The following is a 22,986-nucleotide window of genomic DNA, read 5'->3' as shown; positions in this document are numbered from 1 at the left end:
TAGAATCGATCACGTTAACGATTTTAGTTGCGGGGCGCCTAGGTTCAGGAAACGTATCGGAGGACTGCAATCTCTCCTGCCTCATCTCTGTGCTTGTCACAGAGATCCAGCAGCGCCGCGTCTGCGGCGCGGAAAGCGTTCTTTCAGCCCAAGGACTTGGTCTGGCTGGATCCCTGTGACGAGCACAGGGATGAGGTAATCAAACAAGCCGCGGCGGGAATCCCGAATCTCAACAGGCCTTAGCCCACGCGTTTCTGCAGTTCCCTAGCGCCGTTGGGAGCGTTGACCTTGCCTGAGGTGATGAAGAAGGCAAAGACGTCGCGGGGTGCCGTCTCGGGCTGGCGTTCCGGCGCAGCTTTCTCCAGGTCGTCCGGCTCACCGCCGGCGGCAAAGGTCTTCAGCCGCTCGGCCCAGCGATCGAGATCTTTCGGCGGATAGCAGGTCTTCACCTCGTCGCTGCCCTTCTGCAGCCGTGCATAGACGAAATCACCCGTGACATCGGCGATCATCGGGTAGTCCGCATGCTCGGCGAGAACGACGGCAACCTTGTATTTTTCAATGAGCTTGACGAAGTCCGGAACCTTGAAGCTGGGGTTGCGGACTTCGACCACGTGGCGGAGCTTCAGGCCGTCCTGCTTTTCCGGCAGGAGCTTCAGGAATCCCTCGAAATCCTCCGCATCGAATTTCTTGGTCGGCGCGAACTGCCAGAGAATGGGACCGAGGCGGTCGCCGAGTTCCGTCAGCCCCTGCGTCAGGAACCGCTCCATGGATTCACCGGCTTCGGACAGGACCCTGCGATTTGTCACGAAGCGGCTGGCCTTCAGCGAAAAAATGAAGCCGTCGGGAACCTCCGCCGCCCACTTGGCAAAAGTCGCCGGCTTCTGTGAGCTGTAATAGGTGCCGTTGACCTCGATCGTCCGCAATTCCTTGCCGGCGAATTCGAGCTGCCGCTTTTTCGGAAGATCGTCCGGATAGAAGGTGCCTTCCCAGGGTTCGAAGTTCCATCCGCCGATGCCGACACGGATCTGTCCCGAATTTGCCATCCTCTTCCTCCTCGATGCTCACTCAGACACGCAAAACCGCTGTAGCCGGGGCGAATCAGAGACGCCACCCGCTTCAGGAGGCCACGCATCACTCCGCCGCAACCACCTTCTTCACCGGCCGGCGCTCCAGAAGCTCCTTCAGGAACTGGCCGGTATAGGAGCGCGGCTCCTTCACGACCTCTTCCGGCGTCCCTTGCGCAATGACCTCGCCACCGCCGTCGCCGCCTTCCGGGCCGAAGTCGATGATCCAGTCGGCCGTCTTGATGACTTCGAGATTGTGCTCGATGACCACCACGGAATTACCCTGATTGACGAGCTCATGCAGAACTTCAAGAAGCTTGGCTACGTCGTGGAAATGCAAGCCGGTTGTCGGCTCGTCCAGAATATAGAGCGTGCGCCCGGTTGAGCGTTTCGACAGCTCCTTGGCGAGCTTGACGCGCTGGGCCTCGCCGCCTGAAAGTGTGTTCGCCTGCTGGCCGATCTTGATATAGCCGAGGCCCACCTGGTTCAGTGTCACCAGCTTGTCGCGCACCGCCGGAACGGCCGCGAAGAACTCGACGCCTTCCTCCACCGTCATGTCGAGCACATCGGCGATCGACTTGCCCTTGAAGTGAACGTCCAGCGTCTCGCGATTGTAGCGCTTGCCGTGACAGACGTCGCAGGTGACGTAGACATCCGGCAGGAAGTGCATCTCGATCTTGATGACGCCGTCGCCCTGGCAGGCCTCGCAGCGGCCGCCCTTGACGTTGAAGGAGAAGCGGCCCGGCTGGTAGCCGCGCGCCTTTGCTTCCGGCAACCCGGCAAACCAGTCGCGAATGGGCGTGAAGGCTCCGGTATAGGTCGCCGGGTTGGAGCGCGGCGTGCGCCCGATCGGCGACTGGTCGATGTCGATCACCTTGTCGATATGCTCGAAGCCGTCGATGCGGTCGTGTTCGGCCGGATTTTCGCGCGCGCCCATGACGCGGCGGGCGGCAGCCTTGTAGAGCGTCTCGATCAGGAAGGTGGACTTGCCCCCGCCCGATACGCCGGTGACGGCGGTGAAGACACCGAGCGGGATCGACGCGGTCACGTTCTTCAGATTGTTGGCACGCGCGCCGACGACGGTGACTTCCTTTTTCTTCTTCGGTTTGCGCCGTTCGCCGGGCACGGCAACGGAAAGCTCGCCGGAGAGATATTTCCCCGTCAACGACTTCGGATTGGACATGATATCGGAAGGGGTCCCTTCCGCAATGACCTCGCCACCGTGAATGCCGGCCGCCGGGCCGATGTCGACGACATAATCGGCCGTCAGGATCGCATCCTCGTCATGCTCCACCACGATGACCGTGTTGCCGATATCGCGCAGATGCCGCAGCGTATCCAGGAGGCGGGCATTGTCGCGCTGGTGCAGGCCGATCGAGGGCTCGTCGAGAACATAGAGAACGCCCGTCAGCCCTGAGCCGATCTGCGACGCGAGCCGGATGCGCTGGCTTTCGCCGCCCGAAAGCGTGCCGGAATTGCGCGAGAGGCTCAGATACTCGAGGCCGACGTCGTTCAGGAAGCGCAGGCGCTCGCGGATCTCCTTGAGGATGCGCACGGCGATCTCGTTCTGCTTCGTGCTGAGATGCTCGGGCAGGACCTCGAACCAGTCGCGTGCGGCGCGGATCGACATTTCGGAGACCTCGCCGATATGCAGCGCGTGGATCTTGACGGCAAGCGCTTCCGGTTTCAGCCGGTAACCGGCACAGGCGGGGCAGGGGGCCGCCGACATATAGCGCTCGATCTCCTCGCGCGCCCAGGCGCTGTCGGTCTCCTTCCAGCGGCGTTCGAGATTCGGCACGATGCCCTCGAACGTCTTCGTCGTGTTGTAGGATCGGGCGCCGTCCTGATAGTGGAAGGTGATCTTGTCCTTCGTTCCGTGGAGAATAGCTTCCTGTGCTTCCTCGGAAAGCTCGCTCCAGCGGCTGCCGAGCTTGAAGCCGAAAACCGTGCCGAGGGCCTCGAGCGTCTGGTTGTAGTAGGGCGACGTGGATTTCGCCCAGGGTGCAATGGCGCCGTCCCTGAGGGTGCGGTTCGGCTCCGGAACGATCAGCGCCTCGTCGATCTTCTGCTGGCTGCCCAGCCCGTCGCAGGTCGTGCAGGCTCCGAAGGGATTGTTAAAGGAGAAAAGCCGCGGTTCGATCTCGGGAATGGTGAAACCCGAGACGGGACAGGCGAACTTCTCGGAAAACAGCACCCGCTCATGCGTTTCGTTCAGCGACTTGTTGGCCGAGCCGCCGGCGGAGGTCTCTTCCGGAGGCAGGGGGCGGTCGGCGAATTCGGCGATCGCCAAGCCGTCGGCGAGCGTAAGACAGGTTTCGATACTGTCGGCGAGACGGGTTCCGATATCGGGCCGCACCACGACACGGTCGACGACCACGTCGATGTCGTGCTTGTACTTCTTGTCGAGCGCCGGCACGTCGGCAATCTCGTAAAATTGCCCGTCTACCTTTACGCGCTGGAAGCCCTTCTTCATCAACTCGGCGAGCTCTTTCCTGTACTCGCCCTTGCGCCCGCGCACGAGCGGGGCCAGCATGTAGAGGCGCGTCCCCTCGCCGAACTCCAGCACCCGGTCGACCATCTGGCTGACGGTCTGGCTTTCGATCGGCAGGCCTGTGGCGGGAGAATAGGGCACGCCGACGCGCGCGAAGAGCAGGCGCAGATAGTCGTAGATCTCGGTAACGGTTCCGACGGTCGAACGCGGGTTGCGCGACGTGGTCTTCTGCTCGATCGAGATCGCCGGCGAGAGCCCGTCGATCTGATCGACGTCGGGCTTCTGCATCATTTCCAGGAACTGGCGCGCATAGGCCGAGAGGCTCTCGACATAGCGCCGCTGGCCCTCGGCGTAGATCGTGTCGAAGGCGAGCGACGATTTCCCGGAGCCCGAAAGGCCGGTCATCACGATCAGCTTGTTGCGCGGCAGATCAAGGTCGATGCCCTTGAGATTGTGCTCGCGAGCGCCGCGAATGGAGATGGTCTTGAGTTCGCTCATCGGAAGGCCAGCTTTGTATGTCGGTTGAAAGCCCCCTATGTAATGACGGCCGCGCCCATGTCGAGGCGCAATCGGCAAAAGAGGCGGCTCAATTGCGATTCGGTTGACAGGATCATAGAGGAATATTAGAACAAAAAAAGAACAAACTCTGCCATATCCACGCCAAATCAGCTGTGGATTATGCGCGATACGGGGCGTATCGGCGGCGGCGGGCCGTTAAGGTGTTCGCTCATGAGACATTGGAGAGCCGGCCGAGCGGTCCGGCGGCAAAAACGGGAAAAGCGATATGGCTGGTAGCGTCAACAAGGTGATCTTGATCGGAAACGTCGGGGCCGACCCGGAAATCCGGCGCACGCAGGACGGCCGGCCGATCGCCAACCTCAGAATTGCCACGTCCGAGACCTGGCGCGACCGCAATTCGGGCGAGCGCCGCGAGAAGACGGAGTGGCACACGGTCGTCGTCTTCAACGAAGGCCTCTGCAAGGTCGTCGAACAATATGTGAAGAAAGGCGCCAAGCTCTACATCGAAGGCCAGCTGCAGACGCGCAAGTGGCAGGATCAGACCGGCAATGACCGCTATTCGACCGAAGTCGTCCTTCAGGGCTTCAACTCGACCCTGACGATGCTCGACGGCCGCGGAGGCGAGGGCGGCGGCGCAGGTCGCGGCGGCAGCGACTACGGCGGTGGCGGCTACGAGGAATACGATCAGTCGCGGCCCTCCTCGGGCGGCGCCCGGTCCGGCGGTCAATCGAACCAGCCGAACCAGGGCGGCAACTTCTCGCGCGATCTCGACGACGACATTCCGTTCTGATCGACTGCGCCAGCCAGTCCGAGACCATCCGGCCCGCTTCGTTGCGGGCCGTTCTCGTTGTGCGTTCAGACCTGAAACGCCGAACGCACGCCGTCCACGACGAATTGAACGGCGAGTGCGGCAAGGATGACGCCGAGGAGGCGGGTGAGGATCGCCCGGCCGGTGACGCCCAGGAACCGGTCGATACGCTCGGCGATCACCAGCGCCAGGAACAGTATCGCCATCGATGCGGCGATGACGACGATGAGCTGCACCCGCTCCAGTGCCGAGGGAAATGAGCTGCCGAGAAGGATGGTTGCCGAGATCGCTCCCGGCCCGGCAATCAGGGGCAGTGCGAGAGGGAAGACCGCGATATTGTGGAGGTGGTCCTTCGTGATCGCCGTTTCCCCGGCCTTCTCCTTTCGCTCCTGGCGTTTCTCGAAAATCATCTCGAAGGCGATCCAGAAGAGCAGCATGCCGCCGGCGATCCGGAAGGCGCCGATCGAGATGCCGAGCAGACCGAGGATGCCGTCGCCGAAAAGCGCAAAGGCGGCGAGGATGAAAAAAGCGATGAGCGAGCCGCGGGTCGCGACCTGGAAGCGCTGCTGCCGGCTCAAGCCGACGGTCAGGCTCAGGAAGATCGGCGCAAGGCCGGGCGGATCAAGCGTGACGAGCAGCGTCGTCAGCGCATTGATCAAGAGATCGACGTCGAACATCCGTGTCCCCTTCCGGATTTTACCCCGGCTATTCCCGGTGGTGTGGCCCGCATTGTTAGGCAAGCGATGCGAGCTTGGAAAGAGCGGGTAGCCAAGCGCAACGCAATGGCTTAAACCAGCGCCATCCCCGAGGCGCGCAGCTTTCCTTGCGAGCTCCTTTCCTTGCCCTAGAAAAGCCTGTTCCTGCGGCAAAAGACTGTTCAAAACACCGGCCGAAAATTGGCGCTCCGAGCCGCATTCGGCTATAAAAAACCGACTGATTCTGAACAAAGATCGTGATCACCATTGACTGAGCAAAGCACCCCCGGCGGCGGAAAAAATCCGCCAGGCATCGAGCCGATTTCCATCATCGAGGAAATGCAGCGGTCGTATCTCGATTACGCCATGAGCGTGATCGTGTCGCGTGCGCTTCCCGATGTGCGCGACGGTCTCAAACCCGTTCACCGCCGCATCCTCTACGGGATGAGCGAGCTCGGCATCGACTGGAACAAGAAATACGTAAAATGCGCCCGCGTCACCGGTGACGTGATGGGTAAATACCATCCGCACGGCAACACGGCGATTTACGATGCGCTCGCACGCATGGCGCAGGACTGGTCTCTGCGGCTGCCGCTGATCGACGGTCAGGGCAACTTCGGCTCCGTGGACGGCGATCCGCCGGCGGCGGAGCGTTATACCGAGTGCCGGCTGCAGAAGGCGGCGCATTCGCTGCTGGACGATCTCGACAAGGACACGGTCGATTTCCGCGACAACTACGACGGCACCTTGCACGAGCCCGTCGTCGTCCCGGCAAAGTTCCCGAACCTGCTCGTCAACGGCGCCGGTGGCATCGCCGTCGGCATGGCGACCAATATCCCGCCGCATAACCTCGTAGAGGTGATCGACGGCTGTATCGCCCTGATCGACAATCCCGCGATCGAGCTGCCGGAGCTGATGCAGATCATTCCGGGACCGGATTTTCCGACCGGGGCGCTGATCCTCGGCCGTTCGGGCATCCGTCAGGCCTACGAGACCGGCCGCGGCTCCGTCATCATGCGCGGGCGTGCCCATATCGAGCCGATGCGCGGCGATCGCGAGCAGATCATCATTACCGAGATCCCCTATCAGGTGAACAAGGCGACGATGATCGAGAAGATGGCCGAGCTCGTCCGCGAGAAGCGGATCGAGGGCATCTCCGATCTTCGCGACGAATCCGACCGCCAGGGCTATCGCGTCGTCATCGAACTGAAGCGCGACGCCAACGCCGAAGTCATCCTCAACCAGCTTTACCGCTACACGCCCCTGCAGACCTCTTTCGGCTGCAACATGGTGGCGCTGAACGGCGGCAAGCCGGAGCAGATGACGCTGCTCGACATGCTGCGCGCCTTCGTCTCCTTCCGCGAGGACGTCGTCAGCCGGCGCACGAAATACCTGCTGCGCAAGGCGCGCGAGCGGGCGCATGTGCTGGTCGGTCTCGCGATTGCCGTCGCGAATATCGACGAGGTGATCAAGCTCATCCGCCAGGCGCCGGATCCGCAGACCGCGCGCGAACAGCTGATGGAGCGCCGCTGGCCGGCGCACGACGTCGATGCGCTCATCCGGCTGATCGACGACCCGCGCCACCGGATCAACGACGACGCTACCTATAACTTGTCCGAAGAACAGGCCCGCGCGATCCTCGACCTGCGCCTGCAGCGCCTGACCGCGCTCGGCCGCGACGAGATCGGCGACGAACTCAACAAGATCGGCGAGGAGATCAAGGATTACCTCGACATCCTGTCGTCCCGGCTCCGCATCATGCAGATCGTCAAGAACGAGCTTACCGCAGTCCGAGACGAGTTCGGCACGCCGCGCCGCACCGAGATCGCCGAAGGCGGTCCGGACATGGACGACGAGGACCTGATCGCGCAGGAGGACATGGTGGTGACCGTGTCCCATCTGGGCTACATCAAGCGTGTGCCGCTGACGACCTATCGGGCGCAGCGCCGCGGCGGCAAGGGTCGCTCGGGCATGGCCACCCGCGACGAGGATTTCGTTACCAGGCTGTTCGTCGCCAATACGCACACGCCGGTTCTGTTCTTCTCCTCCCGCGGCATCGTCTACAAGGAGAAGGTCTGGCGGCTTCCGATCGGGACGCCGCAGTCGCGCGGCAAGGCGCTGATCAACATGCTGCCGCTGGAACCCGGCGAGCGCATCACCACGATCATGCCGCTGCCCGAGGACGAGACGACCTGGGAAAACCTCGACGTCATGTTCTCGACGACCCGCGGCACGGTCCGTCGCAACAAGCTCTCCGACTTCGTCCAGGTCAACCGCAACGGCAAGATCGCGATGAAGCTCGAGGAGGAGGGCGACGAGATCCTCTCGGTCGACACCTGCACCGAGTTCGACGACGTGGTGCTCACGACGGCGCTCGGCCAGTGCATCCGCTTCCCTGTCGCCGATGTCCGCGTCTTCGCGGGCCGCAACTCGATCGGCGTTCGCGGCATTTCGCTCGGCGACGGCGACCGGATCATCTCGATGGCCATCGTCGCTCACGTCGAAGCCGAGCCGTGGGAGCGTGCCGCCTATCTGAAGCGATCGGCCGCGGAGCGTCGCGCCTTGACCGGTGAAGAAGAGGAAATCGTGCTTGTCGGCGAGGAGGTCACCAATGGCGGCGAACTCACCAACGAGCGCTACGAGGAACTGAAGGCGCGCGAGCAATTCATCCTGACGGTCTCGGTGAAAGGCTTCGGCAAGCGTTCCTCGTCCTACGACTTCCGTACTTCAGGCCGCGGCGGCAAGGGCATTCGCGCCACCGATACCTCGAAGACGGCGGAAATCGGCGAACTCGTCGCCGCCTTCCCGATCGAGCACAACGACCAGATCATGCTCGTTTCCGATGGAGGCCAGCTCATCCGGGTGCCGGTGGAAGGCATTCGCCTGGCGAGCCGCGCCACCAAGGGCGTGACCATTTTCTCCACCGCCAAGGACGAGAAGGTCGTTTCGGTCGAGCGGATCACCGAGCCAGATGGCGACGAGGAGATCGAAGCCGTAGGTGCCGAAGGCGTCATGGCCGAACCGGAGTCGCCGCCGGACACCACGTCGACACCGGACGAGTGATCGAAGCGCAGGAACGATTTCAGGCCCGCCGCTATCCAGCGGCGGGTCTTATCATATGTGCAAAGGTCACCTTCAGAAGATGCGCTCGGGGTTGGGCTTGAGTTCTTCGAGTGCCGACTGCGCGGCCTACACTGCGCGGCCTACTAGGAAACGTATCCGGGACTGCAATCTCTCCTCGCCCTCATCTCTGTGCTTGTCACAGAGATGAGGGCAGCGTCGCGTCTGCGGCGCGGGGAAATGATCTTTCGGCCCAAGGACTTGGCTTGGCTGGATCCCTGTGACGAGCACAGGGATAAGCAGATCAAGCACATCCTCGTTCCATCGTGGTACCGCCGAAAGGCGCCGTCAATTCTTGAAAACGACGCAGGCGCCGCCGCTTTTTCGTATGGCGGCGCAAAGCTGATCGGCCTCGGCGCGCGTCTGCCGGCCGATGCGGGCAGCGTAGCGGCGCCTGGATCCGAAGCTGGCATTGCGCTCCCGCACCAGAACCGCCTTTTCGCTGTTGATCGGAGCGGGCAATCTTTTCACGGCATTCAGGAACAGCCGCTGCGCCATGGATTTCTGATAGTGGGCCGAAAGCTGAACGCCCCAGGGCGCCCAGACGGCTTCATCGGCGATAACCAGCTCGCGCAAGCGCCGCGTATTGGCGAGCGCGACGCAGCCATCGAGGAAGCTTTTGTCCTTGTCGAGTTCGATGTTGAGCGACTTCGGTGGATTGTCGCGCCAGTCTTCGACGGAATAGGCGGTGATCGCCAGCACGTAATCCCGCGTTTCATAGGGTAAGCGGTCTTTTTCCAGGAAGCGCTCCAGGCCTGCTTCGCCGGCATTGTAGGCCGCCGCCGCAAAACCGAGATTGCCGTAACGGGACTTGAGCTCGCTCAGATACTCGGCGGATTTGCCCAGCGCCGCCACCGCGTTGAAGCTGTCCGACAGGCCGCGCAGCTTTGCCGTCGCGGGCATGAACTGGGCAATTCCTTCTGCGCCCTTCGGGCTGATGGCGTCCGGCTGGAAAAGGCTTTCGCGCCAGATCAGACGGGCGAAGAAAGCGGCGGGCAGGTCGTTCGCCTTGGCATAATGTTCGATGATGCCGCAGACGTCCCGGGCGAAATTGTCGGGGGTGATGCAGAGACGGAGGAAGGGGTTTTCTGTGGACACCCCCGAGTAGAGGCATTTCCGCGGCGGAGCCGGCGCGTCGGTGCGTGCCTCCGCGGTCCCGGAATGAGCGGAGACAAAACACATGACCACGGACAATACGGCCGCGGCGACGCGTGCCAGATGTCCTTTCAGGGTGCTCCGGATGCGGCTTGTGCCTGCCTTTTCGTACTCGACCATGCGGCCCTCGGCGACCAACGAGTGCATATAGATAGCATCTTCGTTGCGGACGAGAAATCGGGCTGCAAAGCTTTCAGTCGGGAGAACCGGTGCGCAGGATCAGTTGCATGAAGGTGAGGTCGAGCCAGCGGCCGAATTTCGTGCCGACCTCCTTCATATGGCCGGTCTCGCGAAAACCGAGTTGCTCATGGAGACGGATCGACGGCAGGTTTCCCGACTCGATCCCCGCGATCATCACGTGCTTGCCAAGTGCTTCGGCCCGATCGATGAGCTCGAGCATCAGCGCCCGGCCTATGCCGCCGCCGCGCTGGTCCGCCCGCACATAGACCGAGTGCTCGACCGTGTGCCGGTATCCGTCGAAGGCGCGCCACTCGCCAAAGGAGGCGTAGCCGACGACCTCGCCGTCAAGGGAAAGGGCGGCAAGCACCGGGAAGCCGGCAGCATTGCGTGCTTTCAACCAGGTCTTCCGATTGGCGACGTCGACAAGGGTCTCGTTCCAGATCGCCGTCGTGTTCGCCACAGCGTCATTGTAGATCGCGCATATCGCCGGAAGATCGGTTTCGGCGGCGTCTCTGATCTCCATACTCTTCCTCCGGGTCCAGCGGACTTTTCAGCTCAACAGCCGAATCTCTTTTTGTCCACCAGATCACGATGTCTTTAGGTCGGGTCGACCTAAAAACATGAACGTGATCGATTCCAAAAAGTGAGAGCGGGATGCGGGCGGAAAACCGCACACACTTTTCCTCATCCCGCTCTAACCCCTCAGCTCCGCGTCGGCAATCGCGGCCACTGCTAAAGTGCTTTCCGGGCTTTCTCCGTCGCCAAGGAACCAGGCCGCCGACAGGCCGGCATAGGCGATGATCCACTGCAGGAGCCTCTTCGGCTCCAGCCGCGCCTCATGGGCGACGATTGCAAGCTGTCTGGTTAGGCGCCCCGGAGCGGTTACGACGGGAAGCTCCGGATTGCAGAAGAGATTGGCGTAATCGAAACCGCGGTCGCCACAGAGGCCCTTGGGATCTATGGCCAGCCAGCCCCGGGCATCGAAGTCGAGAATGTTGCCGTGGTGAATGTCTCCATGCAGGACGACCGGGACATCGGGCGTGGATAGGAGATGTTGGGCAGCGTCTGCGCAGGTCCTGAGAATACCGCCATGGAGGCGGGCTGCGGGGGCCAGCGCCTGGAACCAGCGCTCGAGCGGTGCGAGACCCGCCGGCGGGGAGGGGCGTGGTGCATGCAGCATGGCAACGGCGCGGCAGGCGATCCGGGTGGCGTCGTCGTCGCTGCCGGTCATCGCCATATGAAAAAGCGAACGGCGGCTCTCCGACCGTTCGAGGAGGATGGCGCTATCGGTTGCGGCGTAAACCTGGGCGGCGCCGTGACCGTCCCACCATCGCATCAACTGCCCGCCAGACCTTTCTTCCGGCTCGTCTGCCACCTTGAGCATCGCCGGCAGGCCGCGCCAGCGAACGGGCAGCAGCCGGCTCGTCCTCGTGAGGATCGGGTCGCCCGCGGGCTCGAGAGACCATTCATCGATGAAAGACGTGAACATCGGGGCAGCATAATCGATTCGCTGCGGAAGGAGCCCCGCGCATTGGGCGGGGCTCCTTCCTCCTTATCGATTTCAGGCGACGTTTTCGAGCGACGGATAATCCGTATAACCCTTGGCGCCACCGCCATAGAAGGTCGCCTGGTCCGGTGCATTCAGGGCCACGTTGTCTCTCAAACGACGAACGAGATCCGGATTGGCGATGAAGGGTTTGCCGAAAGCAACCAGATCGGCTTCGCCGCTCTCGACCGTCTTCAGCGCCAGACCGCGATCGTATCCGTTGTTCGTCATCCAGGCCGCCCTGCCGCCGGCCGCTGCGTAGGCGGCACGGAGGCTTGTGTAGTCGAAGGGGCGATCGCCCTGCTGGTGGTCACGCGCTCCGCCGGTGGCGCCTTCGATGACGTGCACATAGGCGAGCGGATATCGGGCGAGGCCTTCGACGACATAGGTGAAGAGCGGCTGCGGGTCCGGATCGAAGGCGTCGTTGGCGGGGGTCACGGGAGAGATGCGGATCCCGACCCGGCCAGCGCCGATCTCCTTGGTAACGGCATCGACCACCTCGACGAGAAAGCGGGCGCGGTTCTCGATCGAGCCGCCATAGGCGTCCGTGCGTTCATTGGAGCCGGAGCGCAGGAACTGGTCGATCAGATAGCCGTTGGCAGCATGGATCTCGACGCCGTCGAATCCGGCTTCGATCGCGGCCCGAGAGGCCTTGCGGTAATCCTCGACGATGCCGGCGATCTCCGCCGGTTCGAGCGCTCTCGGTTCGGAGGTTTCGGCAAAGCTGCCCGTCCCATCGGGGTTGACGAGGTAGGTCTTCGATTTGGCGCGGATAGCCGAAGGGGCGACCGGTTTGCCGCCCTGCGGCTGGAGCGAGTCGTGGGATATCCGCCCGACATGCCACATCTGCACGACGATCTTGCCACCGGCTTTGTGGACCGATTCCGTGACCTTGCGCCAGCCGGCGAGGGCCTCCGGTTTGTAAAGCCCCGGCACGTCGGCATAGCCCTGGCCCTGGTGGCTTATTGCCGTCCCTTCGGTGATCAGCAGGCCGGCGGATGCGCGCTGCTCGTAATAGGCGACGTTAAGATCATTGGGCACTGTCTGGGGTGAACGGTTCCGGGTCAGAGGTGCCATCACCACGCGGTTGCTGAGGCTGATATCGCCGATCGTGATCGGGTCGAAGAGAGAGGCCATGGATTGTCCTTTCCATTGCGGTTGAGACTTGGGAGGAAGTGGGGGTTATCAGAGATCGCCGATGGACTTCAGAAACGCTGCGATGGTCTCCTCATTGCGCCGGTAGAAGACCCATTGGCCGACGCGGCGGGTCGTCACCAGACCGGCGCGCTGCAGCACGGCGAGATGAGATGAAACCGTCGACTGCGAAAGGCCGCATCTTTCGAACTGCCCTGCGCAGACGCCCATGTCGAGCGGATGCTCCTGGCCGGAGAAATGCGCCTGCGGCTCCTTCAGCCAGGTCAGGATCTCCATGCGCGTCGGATGCGCCAGTGCTTTCAGAATTTCGTCTCTATCCATCGTATTTCGGCGTATTCAGTTTTCTCGATATATATATCGCTAAAATTCGATATGGGAAGTCACAACGTCGTGAATGCTGTGGGCTACAAAGGAAGTGGCCATAAACGCCGGGCAAAATGCGGACAAAAAAAGAGGGCCACAAGAAACTTGGGCCCTTTCAGTTGTGAAGGTTTCAAACCTCCAGAGGGGAACAGCTGCTGCAGCGGCTGGGGAGGAGAAAGCCGCTAGATGCACCAGCTGAAAAAGATATGGGTAGGGCCGTAGCCGCTTTCAATAGCCGTTCCCAAGATTTTCGCAACTGAGGGCTGTAGGGCTCCGCCAGGCAAAAAAAGAGGGCCACAAGAAAAACTTGGGCCCTTGTAGTTGTGAAGGTAATTAAAACCTCCAGAGGGGAACAGCTGCTGCGGTGGCACTGGGAGGAGAAGCCACCAAAGATGCATCAGCTGAGTGTGGTATGCTGCTTTTTTGGGCTATCGGCAATCATTTAATATGCATGACAGCCATGCCGTTTGCGCATCGCTGCTCATTTTTGCAGCGCACAAGGATTCGGTCTGCGAAGAGCGTCGCTTTCCCTTGAAAACAGTCGAGGAATAACAAAGACTTACGCAAGATTTTGGCAATTGCTCACAAATCGGGCAATTGAACGGACCGTCAGAAGTTCCAGTTTCTCGCTTTAGCGACGATGTAATCGCGGAAGACTTTCAGCTTCGCTGCGTTCTTCAGTTCGTCCGGATAGCAGAAATAGGTATCGAAAGAGGGGATATCGGCGCTTATCGGCAGTTGAATGAGGCCGGGATCGCGACCGACGATATAGTCCGGAAGCATGGCGATGCCGATGCCGAGCAGGCAGGCGCGCTTGATCGATGTCTGGCTGTTGATCTGCAGATGCGATATGCGCGGATTGTCGGAATCGCGTCCGGCAATCTCCAGCCAGTTCACGTCGAGCAGATAGTTGGGGGCGGGCTCGCCGAAGGTGATGATCCGGTGATTGTCGAGATCGTCAAGCGACTGCGGCTCGCCATATTTGTTGATGTAGGACGGCGCGGCATAGACATGCATGTGCACCGTGAAGAGCTTGCGCTGGATCAGATCCGACTGTTGCGGCTGCCGCAGCCTGATGGCGCAGTCCGCATGACGCATGTTCACGTCCAGTTCCTCGTTGTCGAGGATGAGCTGTACCTGGATTTCCGGATACAAGGACATGAATTCCTGGATCTTGTCGGTCAGCCACCCCTGGCCGAGGCCGACAGTGGTCGTGATCCGCAACTTGCCGCTCGGCTTGTCCGTCGTCTCGCTAAGCTGGGCCTTGACGCTTTCGAGCTTCATCAGCACGTCGTGCGCCGTGCGATAGAGCATTTCGCCCTGTTCGGTCAGGATCAAGCCGCGGGCGTGCCGATGAAAGAGCTTGATGCCGACGTCCTGCTCGAGCGAACTGACCTGCCGGCTGATCGCCGACTGCGAAAGGTGGAGTTTGTCTGCCGCGTGCGTGAACGAGCCAGCCTCGGCCGCCGCATGGAAAATGCGCAGTTTGTCCCAGTCCAGCGACATAGAATCCCCCATAAAGGCTCAGCCGGAGAAGCTTGCCACTTTTCTCCGGAGACGACCGATGCATGTTCCCACTCAGAGCCGCGCCCCCGATCCCGGCGCGCGCCCTGTTTAGCAGCTTCTATTCGGCTGCAATTGCGACGGGCATATGACCCGCAAGGTATTTCTCCGCTTCGAGCGCAGCCATGCAACCCATGCCGGCGGCGGTAACCGCCTGGCGATAGATGTCGTCGGTCACGTCGCCGGCGGCGAAGACGCCCGGGACGTCGGTCGCGGTGGAATCCGGCGCAGTCCAGAGATACCCGTTCGGCTTCTGGCGAAGTTTGCCCTTGAAGAGTTCGACCGCAGGCGCATGACCGATCGCGACGAAAACACCGTCGATTGCCATGTCGGATGTTTCCCCGGTCTTGGTGTTGCGAAGCTTCACGCCGTTGACCGAGGCCGGCATCGGCGGCTTTGCAGGCGTCCCGAGATATTCCAGAACCTCGTGGTCCCAGATCACCTTGACGTTCGGCTTTGCGAAAAGGCGCTCTTGCAGGATCTTTTCAGCACGAAAAGCATCCCGGCGGTGAACGACGGTGACGGTCTTCGCCAGATTGGAGAGATAAAGCGCTTCCTCCACGGCGGAGTTGCCGCCGCCGACGACGATGACTTCCTTGTTGCGGTAAAAGAACCCGTCGCAGGTAGCACAGGCGGAAACGCCAAATCCCATGAAGGTCGGCTCGGTTTCGATGCCGAGCCATTTCGCTTTGGCGCCGGTGGCGATGATCAAAGCGTCCGCCGTCCAATCCGTGCCGCTATCCGTCTTGATCCGGAAGGGGCGGACGGACAGGTCGACATCGGTTACGAGGTCGTTGACGATTTCCGTGCCGACGTGGATCGCCTGATTCAGCATCTGCTCCATCATCCAGGGTCCCTGGACCGGATCGGCATAGCCCGGATAATTCTCCACATCCGTGGTGATCATCAGCTGGCCGCCCTGTTCCATGCCGGCGATGAGGACCGGCGAAAGCATGGCCCGCGCGGTATAGATGGCAGCGGTATAACCGGCAGGTCCGGAACCGATAATCAGCACTTTCGTGTGGCGCGCAGTCATGCTTTTGTCCTTCGTCCGCCGGAGAGAGCCGGGAGCGTCCTCCGGTGCAATCCGATAATGCAAATATTGCCTTACTTTAGGTATTCACGGCGCGCACTTTCAAGGGCGCGCGCTCTGATACACACAAGTGGTTGCGTGGTCAGCGTCGTTTTGACACCAGATCGGGCATATTTGCATCGGTTTTGACCCGCAGTACCGTCATAAGACGCTCCAGGGCCCGTGCGCACAAGGTTTTTGTGCATGCAACTGCAAGCGCTCTCGTATCGGCATTCGGTTACGTGCTACCCAAGCACGGAGAAAGCGCCGTGAAGGCCGCCGCCGGGCGGCTCTTGGTGCGGACGGATCGGCGCTGCGGTTTCGGCCTGTCGTGCAGTTGATCGGCGGATAAAATAAGGCCTTCCCCGCAAGGCCGACAGGATTGGGGATTTGGGCAATGGTCGTACGCGTCGAGCTCGATGCCATCGATATGAAGATACTGCGCGAACTGCAGGACGACGGCCGGATCACGAATGTTGAATTGGCCGAGAGAGTGGGGATCTCGGCTCCTCCGTGCCTGCGCCGCGTGCGCAAGCTCGAGGAGGCCGGCGTCATCAGAGGCTATCGTGCGCTTCTGAATGCGTCCGCGTTGGGATACGACCTCGTCGCCTTCTGCATGGTCGGCCTCAAGCACCAGTCCGACGCCAATCTCAAAGCGTTTGCCGCCCGCACCACCTCGTGGCCGCTTGTTCGCGAGGCCTGGATGGTGTCCGGGGAATCGGACTTTCTGCTGCAGTGCGTGGCCGAAAACCTTGCGAGCTTTCAGGATTTTGTTATTGAAGAACTGACCGCCACCGAGAATGTCGACACGGTGCGGACGATGCTGACGATCCGTCAAGTGAAGGACGCATGTCAGGTAGAAATCTGATGTGCAGGGCGGCCCGGCCGCCGCGCATCGCAACCAAACGCCTCGCGGACCGAATGAATTGAACAATTTCCACGACGAGAGCGAGGGAGCCCTGCCGCTTCCGGCGACGCGGGACGGCCATATGATCCCCAAGCTTCCCCTTTCAGCCTTCATCATCTGCTTGAATGAGGAGGCCTATCTCGGCAAGTGCATCGAGAGTCTCGAGCGCTGCGCGGAAATCGTGATCGTCGATTCCGGGTCGACGGACGGCACCGCCGCTTTGGTGCAATCCTATATCGACGCGGGCTGGCCCATCCGTTTCATGTACGAGCCGTGGCGCGGCTATGCCGGGCAGAAGCAGTTTGCGCTCGAGCAATGCAGCCAGCCCTGGTGCTTCAACATCGACGCGGACGAGAGATTGGACAAGGCGCTGCGAGAACTGCTGCCTGAACTGCTCGCAGCATCGGACGAGATCGTCGGCTGGCGGGTGGCGCGTCGCCCCTATCTGATCGGCTATGGCTATACCCCAGAAAACGTCCGCGAGCGCCGGAACTTGCGGCTGATCCGGCGCGGCAAGGGACGTTACGACCTCAGTCAGAAAGTCCATGAAGGCATCGTGCCCGAGGGAAATGTCGGCAATGCCCGGACCGGCAGTCTCCTTCATTTCCGCCCGCTGGTCATGGACGAGCAGATTCTGAAGGAAAACAAATATTCGACGCTGAAGGCGGACCAGCAGGTCGAGTCCGGAAAACGGCCGCGCTTTTACAAGCTCATCTTCACCCCGCCGATCTATTTTCTCAGGCTCTATTTCCGCAACGGTCTCTGGCGCTGCGGCCTGTCGGGCTTCATCGAGGCCATGACCGGGGCGGTCTATGCCTTCCTGACGGCGGCGAAGATCTACCAGCGGCACGCTCTGAAGGCGCGCCCGAATGTGGATGATGCGCTTTCGCACTGATCGATCAAGGGGTTCGGCATGAAGGTCATGCATATTCACTTCGGCACGGAGGGCGGTGCGGAGCGGTTCTTCGTCAATCTCGTCAATGCGCTGCACGAGAGGGGCGTCGAACAACGGGCACTGATCCGACCGGGCCGCAGCTGGCGCAAGGACCTGGAGAACGGTGCTACGATCTATGAAGGGGTTTTTCGGCGCATTTCGCTTTCTCGCTTCCTCCTGAAATGGCGGATGAACCGGGTCCTTCGCGAGTTCGAACCGGACGTCATAATGGCCTGGCAGTTGCGGGCGAGCCGCTTCATGCCGGCTCATGCCAAGGCATTTCGCATCTCCCGGCTGGGGGATTATCCCGAACATCTCGGCTACTATACCAATGTCGAGACGCTCGTCTGCATCACACCGGATATGGCCGCCAAGGTTCGTGAGCTTGGCTGGAAGCGCGACATCGAGGTGATTGCGAACTTCACCCGCGCAAGGCCTGCACCGCCCGTAGCGCGGGCCGACCTGCAGACGCCGGCGGACGCCTTCGTCGTGGTCGGCATGGGCCGCTTCGTCAAGCGTAAGGGTTTCGCAGGGCTCATCCGCGCCGTGAAGGAGGTGGAGAACACCTATCTCTGGCTTGTCGGAGATGGCCCGGAACGAGAGCAGCTCGAGCAGCTGACCGGCGAACTCGGGCTTCGTGATCGCGTACGCTTCACCGGATGGCAGACGAACGCCTATGGTTTTCTGTCCGCCGGCGACGCCTTCGTCATCAACTCGTCGCACGAGCCTCTCGGCAATGTCTGCTTCGAAGGCTGGGGCGCCGGAAAGCCCACGATAGCCTCTCGCGCTGAGGGGCCATCCTGGGTGATGACGCATGAGAGCGACGCTCTCATGGTCGATTGCGGCGATGACGTGGGTCTTGCGGAGGCCATTCGCCGGCTGCGCGACGATCCGGCGCTTCGCGAGAGGCTGAGCGCCGGCGGCAGCGAAACCTTGCGCACGCGCTTCTCCGAAAAAGCGATCACCGACGCTTATCTCGACCTGTTCGACAGAGGTGTCGCAAAGCGATGAAAGTCACTCACTTTCACTTCGGCAAGGACGGCGGCGCCGAGCGCTTCTTCGTACACCTGGTCAATGCGCTTGCGGAACGCGGCGTCGAGCAGACGGCGATCATCCGCCCCGGGCGCGGCTGGCGGCGAGACATCGAAGGCGCCGCGAAGATCCGGGAAAGCCATTTTCGCAACCTCTCGCTCGATCGAATCCTGCTCCCGTTGAAGGTGAAGCACATGGCCCGGCGCGAGAAGCCGGATGTCCTGATGGCTTGGGCGCCCCGGGCAAGCGAACTGATGCCGAACTACAAAGGCGCATTCAAGATCTCGCGCCTTGGCGATTATCCGACCCGCCTGAGCTATTTCAGAAACACCGACTGCATCGTGTGCAACACGCCGGGCATTGCCGAGCGCGTCAGCGACCTGGGCTGGAAACGGGAGATAAGGGTCATCTCCAATTTCACCGGGACCGGGCGTGTCGTGGCGGTTGACCGCGCAAAGCTCGATACGCCCGCCGATGCGCCCGTCGTGATGTCCATGGGCCGCTTCGTCGAGCGGAAAGGGTTTCATACGCTGATCGAAGCGGTCGCCAGACTGCCGGGGGTCTATCTTTGGCTGCTTGGCGATGGAGAGGAGCGTGACAATCTGCACAAACTCGCGACGGACCTCGGCGTTTCCGGCCGCGTTCGCTTTGCCGGCTGGCAGGACGACACGAGACCTTTCCTGGCTGCGGCCGATGTCTTTGTGATGTCGTCCAGCCACGAGCCGCTCGGCAACGTCATCCTCGAGTCCTGGGCCCAGGGTACGCCGGTCGTATCGACCCGTTCCGAAGGGCCGCAATGGTTCATGCGCGACGGCGAAAACGGTCTGATGGTCGATATCGGCGATGCCGAGGGTTTCGCCCGCGCCATCGAGCAGATCGTGGCCGACAATTCCCTAAGAACGCGCCTGGCCGAGCGCGGACACGAGACGCTTGTCGGGCAGTTTTCCAGAGAAGCGATCACTGACGCCTATCTGCAGCTGTTTGCCTCGAAGCCGTAGCCAAGATCAACGCATCAGGCTTTCGTAAACCGCTGCGATCGCGCGGGCTTCCTGCTCGATGGCGAAGTTTTTGGAGGTCCGTGCCAGACCATTGGCGCTTGCGGCGGCAAGCCGCGGCCGGTCGTCCATGAAGGCGGCTGCCGCATCGACCATCGCCTTGAGATCGTCGGCCGCAATGATGAGGCCCGTCTCCTCGGAGCCGCCGGTTACCAGTTCCGAAAACGCGCCGACATCGGTTGCCACGACGGGGACCCCGGTCGCCATTGCTTCGAGCGGCGTCAGGCCGAAGCCTTCCCAGCGTTGCGGGGCGACGAAGAGATCGAGAGCGCGGTACCAGTCGGGAATATTCGTGTGTTCGCCTACGAACAGGATACGGTCGGCGAGCCCGGCCTTGGCGACGCGCTCCTTCAGTTCCGACTCGAAGGCGAGGTGAGGGCCGGTGGCTCGCCCGGCAACGATCGCACCCCAGTCCGGGCGGCAGGGCAGAAGGGCGATCATGCTGTCGACGAAGAGGTCGGTCCCTTTCTGATGGCGTACGCGCCCGAAGCATCCGACGAATTTCTTCGCGGGATCGAGGCCGAGCGCCTTCTTCGCCCCCGTCTTGTCGAAGGGTGGCTGAAAGCGCTTGGTGTCGATCCCATGCAGGATGACGGTGTTCGGTACATCGAGATAGGCGGCCGTCCTGCCGCTGGTGGCGATAACCGCGTCCATCCGGCGGATGAGGAACTTGCTCCATCCGGTATGCCGGCGTTGCGAAGCGGAGGTAAAGACGATCCGGATCTTCATGCGCAGCAGGTCGCGCAGAAGGATCGCCGGGAGCATTTCGACGTTTCGACGCGCGTGCCAAACGCGGCAGGACCGGCCCTCGGGCCTCTTCCAGAGATGAATGAGATCGCGAAAGCGAACCGACGGAAGGTTCTTGGGAAGGCCTGGTCCGAGAACCGCGATCTTCTGTCCAAGGGCACGCTGCACAGGCACCAGCTGGATGATTGTCGAGGTAACGCCGGACAGACGCTGCTTGAAATTGGGCGCGATCACTTCGACGTCGCGGATATCGACCACCTGTGCGCTCTCCTTGCGCCTGCGACAATCAATTCAAGGGAGGAGGGGCGGCGCGGGACCGCGCGCGCGCCCCGAAAGGCAGGTCAGCCCCATTGAACGGCGAGAATCTCATACGCCTTGGATCCGCCGGGTGCATTGACTTCGATCGAATCGCCGACTTCCTTGCCGATCAGCGCGCGGGCGATCGGAGAGGAGATGGAAATGCGTCCCTGTTTGACGTCGGCCTCCTGATCGCCGACGATCTGATAGGTCTTTTCTTCTTCCGTATCCTCGTCGACGAGCTTCACCCTTGCGCCGAACTTGATCTTCGATCCGGACATTTTCGAAAGATCGATGACTTCGGCGCGCGCGATCAGGTCTTCGAGTTCGGAAATTCTTCCCTCGTTATGGCTCTGCGCTTCCTTTGCCGCATGATATTCGGCGTTCTCCGACAAGTCGCCATGGGCGCGGGCCTCGGCGATCGCTTCGATGATGCGCGGCCGTTCTTCCTGCTGGCGCCAGCGCAGCTCCTCCTGCAGATTGACGAATCCACCCTGGGTCATGGGCACCTTGTCGACCATTTCATCATCCTTCATCAAGCACGCGGCGCCGCCTTTCGGCGGCGCCAGCGCAAAAGAAAACGGCCTCCGGAGCGCAAGCACCGGAACCGTCCTAACAAACCGAACCGATCTTATAACAGAATCGGAAGTCCGAAAGCCAGATTTTTCGCGATCCTCGCGCGGCACTTCATATCGATCCGCGGCCTCCGGCGGGTTGGGGTAAAGGTGCAATTCTGCAGTAAAGCCTCTTTACCTCAACCGCGATTGAGGTCGTATCAGTGCCGGCTCCATACCAATTACACGGGGCCGAATCATGAGTTTAGTCGAAGAGGAATCACAAGTGGCCGATCCGGCGCCGCAGACGGAGGTCGACCTGGAGGAGGGGAGCTGGAGCGAGCTCCTGCGCCCGCGCCACCTCGCGGCAACCGTGACGCTGTGCCTGGGCGTCGCGCTTTTTGCCTTCAACGAGTTCTTCGTCTCGACGGCACTGCCGACGGCCGTCGCGGAGTTTGGCGGAGCCGCCCTGTTGTCCTGGGCCTTCACGCTTTACCTCGTTTTCGCCATCGTCGGTGGCGCCTTGGCGGCGAGCCTGAAGGTCCGGTTCGGCGCGCGCAACACGCTGATCGTTGCCGCGCTCGTCTTCGCAACGGGGACGGCCATCGCGACGATGGCGAGCAGCATGCCGCAGGTTCTGGCCGGGAGGGTGCTCCAGGGATTTGGGGAGGGTATCATTGCCGCCCTGTGCTACGCACTGATACCGGAGCTCTTTCCGCAGCGGCTGGTGCCCAAGATCTTCGGCGCAGAAGCGATCGTATGGGCTGCCGCCGCCTTCGGCGGGCCGCTCATATCCGGCCTGCTCACGGAATATTGGTCTTGGCGCGCCGCCTTCTTCGTCAACATACCGGCAGCCGCAATCTTCATAGCGCTCGTCGTCGCGATCCTTCGTCAACCAAAGCAAAGTCCAAGGGCGGCCGGATCGGTACCCTTGCTGCGGCTGGTGGCGTTCGGCTTCGGCATAATGCTGATCTCGCTCTCGAATACGGCTGTCGACGGCTACAGCATGTCGGCGCTGCTGGCGGCGGCACTTGCGGTCTTCGTCGCGACCGTTCACTTCGACCGCCGATCGCCGCAGTCCATCCTTCCATTCGGCGCGTTTTCGTTCGATCGCCCGCTCGGAACAGGGCTTTGGGTCGTGCTGCTGATGCCTCTGGCACAAGCCTCGGGTTCCGTCTATCTCGTCTACGCGCTGCAACATCTTTGGGGCTTCGGCCCGACCGCCGCGGGCTTTTCAAACGCCTTGATGGCCATATCCTGGAGCCTGACGGCGATCATCGTCGCGAGCCTGCGCTCCCACGAGACGCGCGTGCGGCTGGTCTGGACCGGGCCGCTGTTCCTTTGCCTCGGCCTCGGCGGATTGACGCTCGCCGTCGCCTCCGGCGAATACGGCCTTGTCTTCGTCAGCCAGAGCGCTGTCGGAGCCGGATTCGGCCTTTGCTGGGGAACGCTGAGCCAGCTGCTGATGAACGTCTCGTCCATTGAGGAACGCGACAAGACCTCGGCGCTGCTGCCGACGCTGCAATCAGCCGGCTACGCGATCGGCGCGGCCGTTTTCGGAGCGGTCGCCAACGCCGGAGGATTCGACGAAGGTGTCAGCGCCCGGGTGATTTCGGCCGCAATGCTGGGTGTTTTCGCACTCGGCTGCGTTCTCGCCGCCGCGTCGCTCGTCTTCGGGATCAGGACCCTGCGGCTGGCGCGATGCGAAGGCAGGGCAACCATCCAGTAG

Annotated in this window: 19 protein-coding genes; 7 read left to right on the top strand and 12 right to left on the bottom strand. The window is 61.8% G+C overall.

Translation table 11 applies throughout. The features are described from left to right. Positions 1-239 precede the first annotated feature (239 nt). Entirely contained in the window at positions 240-1,043 is an 804-nt protein-coding gene (locus M1D34_RS07805; protein ID WP_127541421.1) for a DUF72 domain-containing protein, read from the bottom strand. A gap of 88 nt (positions 1,044-1,131) precedes the next feature. Continuing rightward, entirely contained in the window at positions 1,132-4,053 is a 2,922-nt protein-coding gene (gene uvrA, locus M1D34_RS07800) for an excinuclease ABC subunit UvrA (RefSeq protein WP_003529545.1), read from the bottom strand. A 286-nt stretch (positions 4,054-4,339) separates the two neighbouring features. On the opposite strand from uvrA, the gene M1D34_RS07795 reads away from it, so the two are divergent. Beyond that, a complete protein-coding gene (locus tag M1D34_RS07795; protein WP_003529546.1) occupies positions 4,340-4,864 on the top strand; it encodes a single-stranded DNA-binding protein in 525 nt (174 codons plus the stop codon). Between the two features lie 65 nt (positions 4,865-4,929). On the opposite strand, the gene M1D34_RS07790 is transcribed toward M1D34_RS07795, so the two are convergent. Next, complete coding sequence (locus tag M1D34_RS07790; protein WP_010969300.1) at positions 4,930-5,559, bottom strand: MarC family protein; 630 nt, start codon at positions 5,557-5,559, stop codon at positions 4,930-4,932. 285 nt (positions 5,560-5,844) lie between these two features. Between M1D34_RS07790 and gyrA the strand changes: the two genes are divergently transcribed. Further along, positions 5,845-8,640: a DNA gyrase subunit A gene (gene gyrA, locus M1D34_RS07785; protein WP_027993484.1), complete on the top strand. Its 2,796-nt coding sequence runs from the start codon at positions 5,845-5,847 to the stop codon at positions 8,638-8,640. 345 nt (positions 8,641-8,985) lie between these two features. Here gyrA and M1D34_RS07780 read toward each other — a convergent pair whose 3' ends face one another. The 7 genes from M1D34_RS07780 to trxB all read right to left on the bottom strand — a co-directional run bounded on the left by M1D34_RS07780 (position 8,986) and on the right by trxB (position 15,695). Then, positions 8,986-9,999 (bottom strand): transglycosylase SLT domain-containing protein, encoded by a 1,014-nt coding sequence (locus M1D34_RS07780; protein ID WP_498781502.1) that lies wholly within the window; start codon positions 9,997-9,999, stop codon positions 8,986-8,988. 46 nt (positions 10,000-10,045) lie between these two features. Further along, positions 10,046-10,555: a GNAT family N-acetyltransferase gene (locus tag M1D34_RS07775; protein WP_010969303.1), complete on the bottom strand. Its 510-nt coding sequence runs from the start codon at positions 10,553-10,555 to the stop codon at positions 10,046-10,048. Positions 10,556-10,726: 171 nt separating this feature from the next. Next, the gene (locus M1D34_RS07770; RefSeq protein ID WP_027993485.1) at positions 10,727-11,521 is read right to left on the bottom strand and encodes an aminoglycoside phosphotransferase family protein; all 795 of its coding nucleotides are present in this window, start codon (positions 11,519-11,521) and stop codon (positions 10,727-10,729) included. Positions 11,522-11,593: 72 nt separating this feature from the next. Further along, positions 11,594-12,715: an alkene reductase gene (locus M1D34_RS07765; protein WP_498781499.1), complete on the bottom strand. Its 1,122-nt coding sequence runs from the start codon at positions 12,713-12,715 to the stop codon at positions 11,594-11,596. A 48-nt stretch (positions 12,716-12,763) separates the two neighbouring features. After that, positions 12,764-13,054 (bottom strand): ArsR/SmtB family transcription factor, encoded by a 291-nt coding sequence (locus M1D34_RS07760; RefSeq protein ID WP_498781497.1) that lies wholly within the window; start codon positions 13,052-13,054, stop codon positions 12,764-12,766. Positions 13,055-13,705: 651 nt separating this feature from the next. Then, positions 13,706-14,602 carry a LysR family transcriptional regulator VtlR gene (locus tag M1D34_RS07755; RefSeq protein WP_003529555.1) on the bottom strand — a complete coding sequence of 299 codons (897 nt, stop codon included), beginning with the start codon at positions 14,600-14,602 and terminating at the stop codon, positions 13,706-13,708. A 118-nt stretch (positions 14,603-14,720) separates the two neighbouring features. After that, positions 14,721-15,695 (bottom strand): thioredoxin-disulfide reductase, encoded by a 975-nt coding sequence (gene trxB / locus M1D34_RS07750; protein ID WP_003529556.1) that lies wholly within the window; start codon positions 15,693-15,695, stop codon positions 14,721-14,723. A 433-nt stretch (positions 15,696-16,128) separates the two neighbouring features. Here trxB and M1D34_RS07745 point away from each other — a divergent pair, with 433 nt between their 5' ends. From M1D34_RS07745 to M1D34_RS07730, 4 genes are all read left to right on the top strand, one after another. Further along, a complete protein-coding gene (locus M1D34_RS07745) occupies positions 16,129-16,599 on the top strand; it encodes an Lrp/AsnC family transcriptional regulator (protein ID WP_498781495.1) in 471 nt (156 codons plus the stop codon). 121 nt (positions 16,600-16,720) lie between these two features. Then, positions 16,721-17,533, top strand: coding sequence for a glycosyltransferase family 2 protein (locus M1D34_RS07740; protein ID WP_010969309.1), 813 nt, complete (start codon positions 16,721-16,723; stop codon positions 17,531-17,533). Positions 17,534-17,551: 18 nt separating this feature from the next. Then, positions 17,552-18,583: a glycosyltransferase gene (locus tag M1D34_RS07735; RefSeq protein ID WP_003529560.1), complete on the top strand. Its 1,032-nt coding sequence runs from the start codon at positions 17,552-17,554 to the stop codon at positions 18,581-18,583. Next, positions 18,580-19,602, top strand: coding sequence for a glycosyltransferase (locus M1D34_RS07730; protein ID WP_003529562.1), 1,023 nt, complete (start codon positions 18,580-18,582; stop codon positions 19,600-19,602). The genes M1D34_RS07735 and M1D34_RS07730 overlap by 4 nt, the downstream gene beginning before the upstream one ends. A 6-nt stretch (positions 19,603-19,608) precedes the next feature. On the opposite strand, the gene M1D34_RS07725 is transcribed toward M1D34_RS07730, so the two are convergent. Both M1D34_RS07725 and greA read right to left on the bottom strand, forming a co-directional pair. Next, positions 19,609-20,664 carry a glycosyltransferase family 4 protein gene (locus tag M1D34_RS07725; protein WP_498781492.1) on the bottom strand — a complete coding sequence of 352 codons (1,056 nt, stop codon included), beginning with the start codon at positions 20,662-20,664 and terminating at the stop codon, positions 19,609-19,611. Between the two features lie 83 nt (positions 20,665-20,747). Continuing rightward, positions 20,748-21,224: a transcription elongation factor GreA gene (gene greA, locus M1D34_RS07720; protein ID WP_003529568.1), complete on the bottom strand. Its 477-nt coding sequence runs from the start codon at positions 21,222-21,224 to the stop codon at positions 20,748-20,750. Positions 21,225-21,543: 319 nt separating this feature from the next. On the opposite strand from greA, the gene M1D34_RS07715 reads away from it, so the two are divergent. Next, positions 21,544-22,986: an MFS transporter gene (locus M1D34_RS07715; protein WP_498781707.1), complete on the top strand. Its 1,443-nt coding sequence runs from the start codon at positions 21,544-21,546 to the stop codon at positions 22,984-22,986.

The sequence above is a fragment of the Ensifer sp. D2-11 genome (assembly GCF_054161295.1).
This window is presented reverse-complemented; position numbering and strand designations above follow the sequence as displayed.

Coding starts and splice junctions, on each gene's coding strand:
- M1D34_RS07790 (WP_010969300.1), bottom strand. CDS start 5,559: ATGTTCGACGTCGATCTCTTGATCAATGCGCTGACGACGCTGCTCGTC.
- M1D34_RS07745 (WP_498781495.1), top strand. CDS start 16,129: ATGGTCGTACGCGTCGAGCTCGATGCCATCGATATGAAGATACTGCGC.
- M1D34_RS07760 (WP_498781497.1), bottom strand. CDS start 13,054: ATGGATAGAGACGAAATTCTGAAAGCACTGGCGCATCCGACGCGCATG.
- greA (WP_003529568.1), bottom strand. CDS start 21,224: ATGGTCGACAAGGTGCCCATGACCCAGGGTGGATTCGTCAATCTGCAG.
- M1D34_RS07735 (WP_003529560.1), top strand. CDS start 17,552: ATGAAGGTCATGCATATTCACTTCGGCACGGAGGGCGGTGCGGAGCGG.
- M1D34_RS07775 (WP_010969303.1), bottom strand. CDS start 10,555: ATGGAGATCAGAGACGCCGCCGAAACCGATCTTCCGGCGATATGCGCG.
- trxB (WP_003529556.1), bottom strand. CDS start 15,695: ATGACTGCGCGCCACACGAAAGTGCTGATTATCGGTTCCGGACCTGCC.
- M1D34_RS07765 (WP_498781499.1), bottom strand. CDS start 12,715: ATGGCCTCTCTCTTCGACCCGATCACGATCGGCGATATCAGCCTCAGC.
- M1D34_RS07755 (WP_003529555.1), bottom strand. CDS start 14,602: ATGTCGCTGGACTGGGACAAACTGCGCATTTTCCATGCGGCGGCCGAG.
- uvrA (WP_003529545.1), bottom strand. CDS start 4,053: ATGAGCGAACTCAAGACCATCTCCATTCGCGGCGCTCGCGAGCACAAT.
- M1D34_RS07795 (WP_003529546.1), top strand. CDS start 4,340: ATGGCTGGTAGCGTCAACAAGGTGATCTTGATCGGAAACGTCGGGGCC.
- M1D34_RS07780 (WP_498781502.1), bottom strand. CDS start 9,999: ATGCACTCGTTGGTCGCCGAGGGCCGCATGGTCGAGTACGAAAAGGCA.
- M1D34_RS07805 (WP_127541421.1), bottom strand. CDS start 1,043: ATGGCAAATTCGGGACAGATCCGTGTCGGCATCGGCGGATGGAACTTC.
- M1D34_RS07730 (WP_003529562.1), top strand. CDS start 18,580: ATGAAAGTCACTCACTTTCACTTCGGCAAGGACGGCGGCGCCGAGCGC.
- M1D34_RS07740 (WP_010969309.1), top strand. CDS start 16,721: ATGATCCCCAAGCTTCCCCTTTCAGCCTTCATCATCTGCTTGAATGAG.
- M1D34_RS07770 (WP_027993485.1), bottom strand. CDS start 11,521: ATGTTCACGTCTTTCATCGATGAATGGTCTCTCGAGCCCGCGGGCGAC.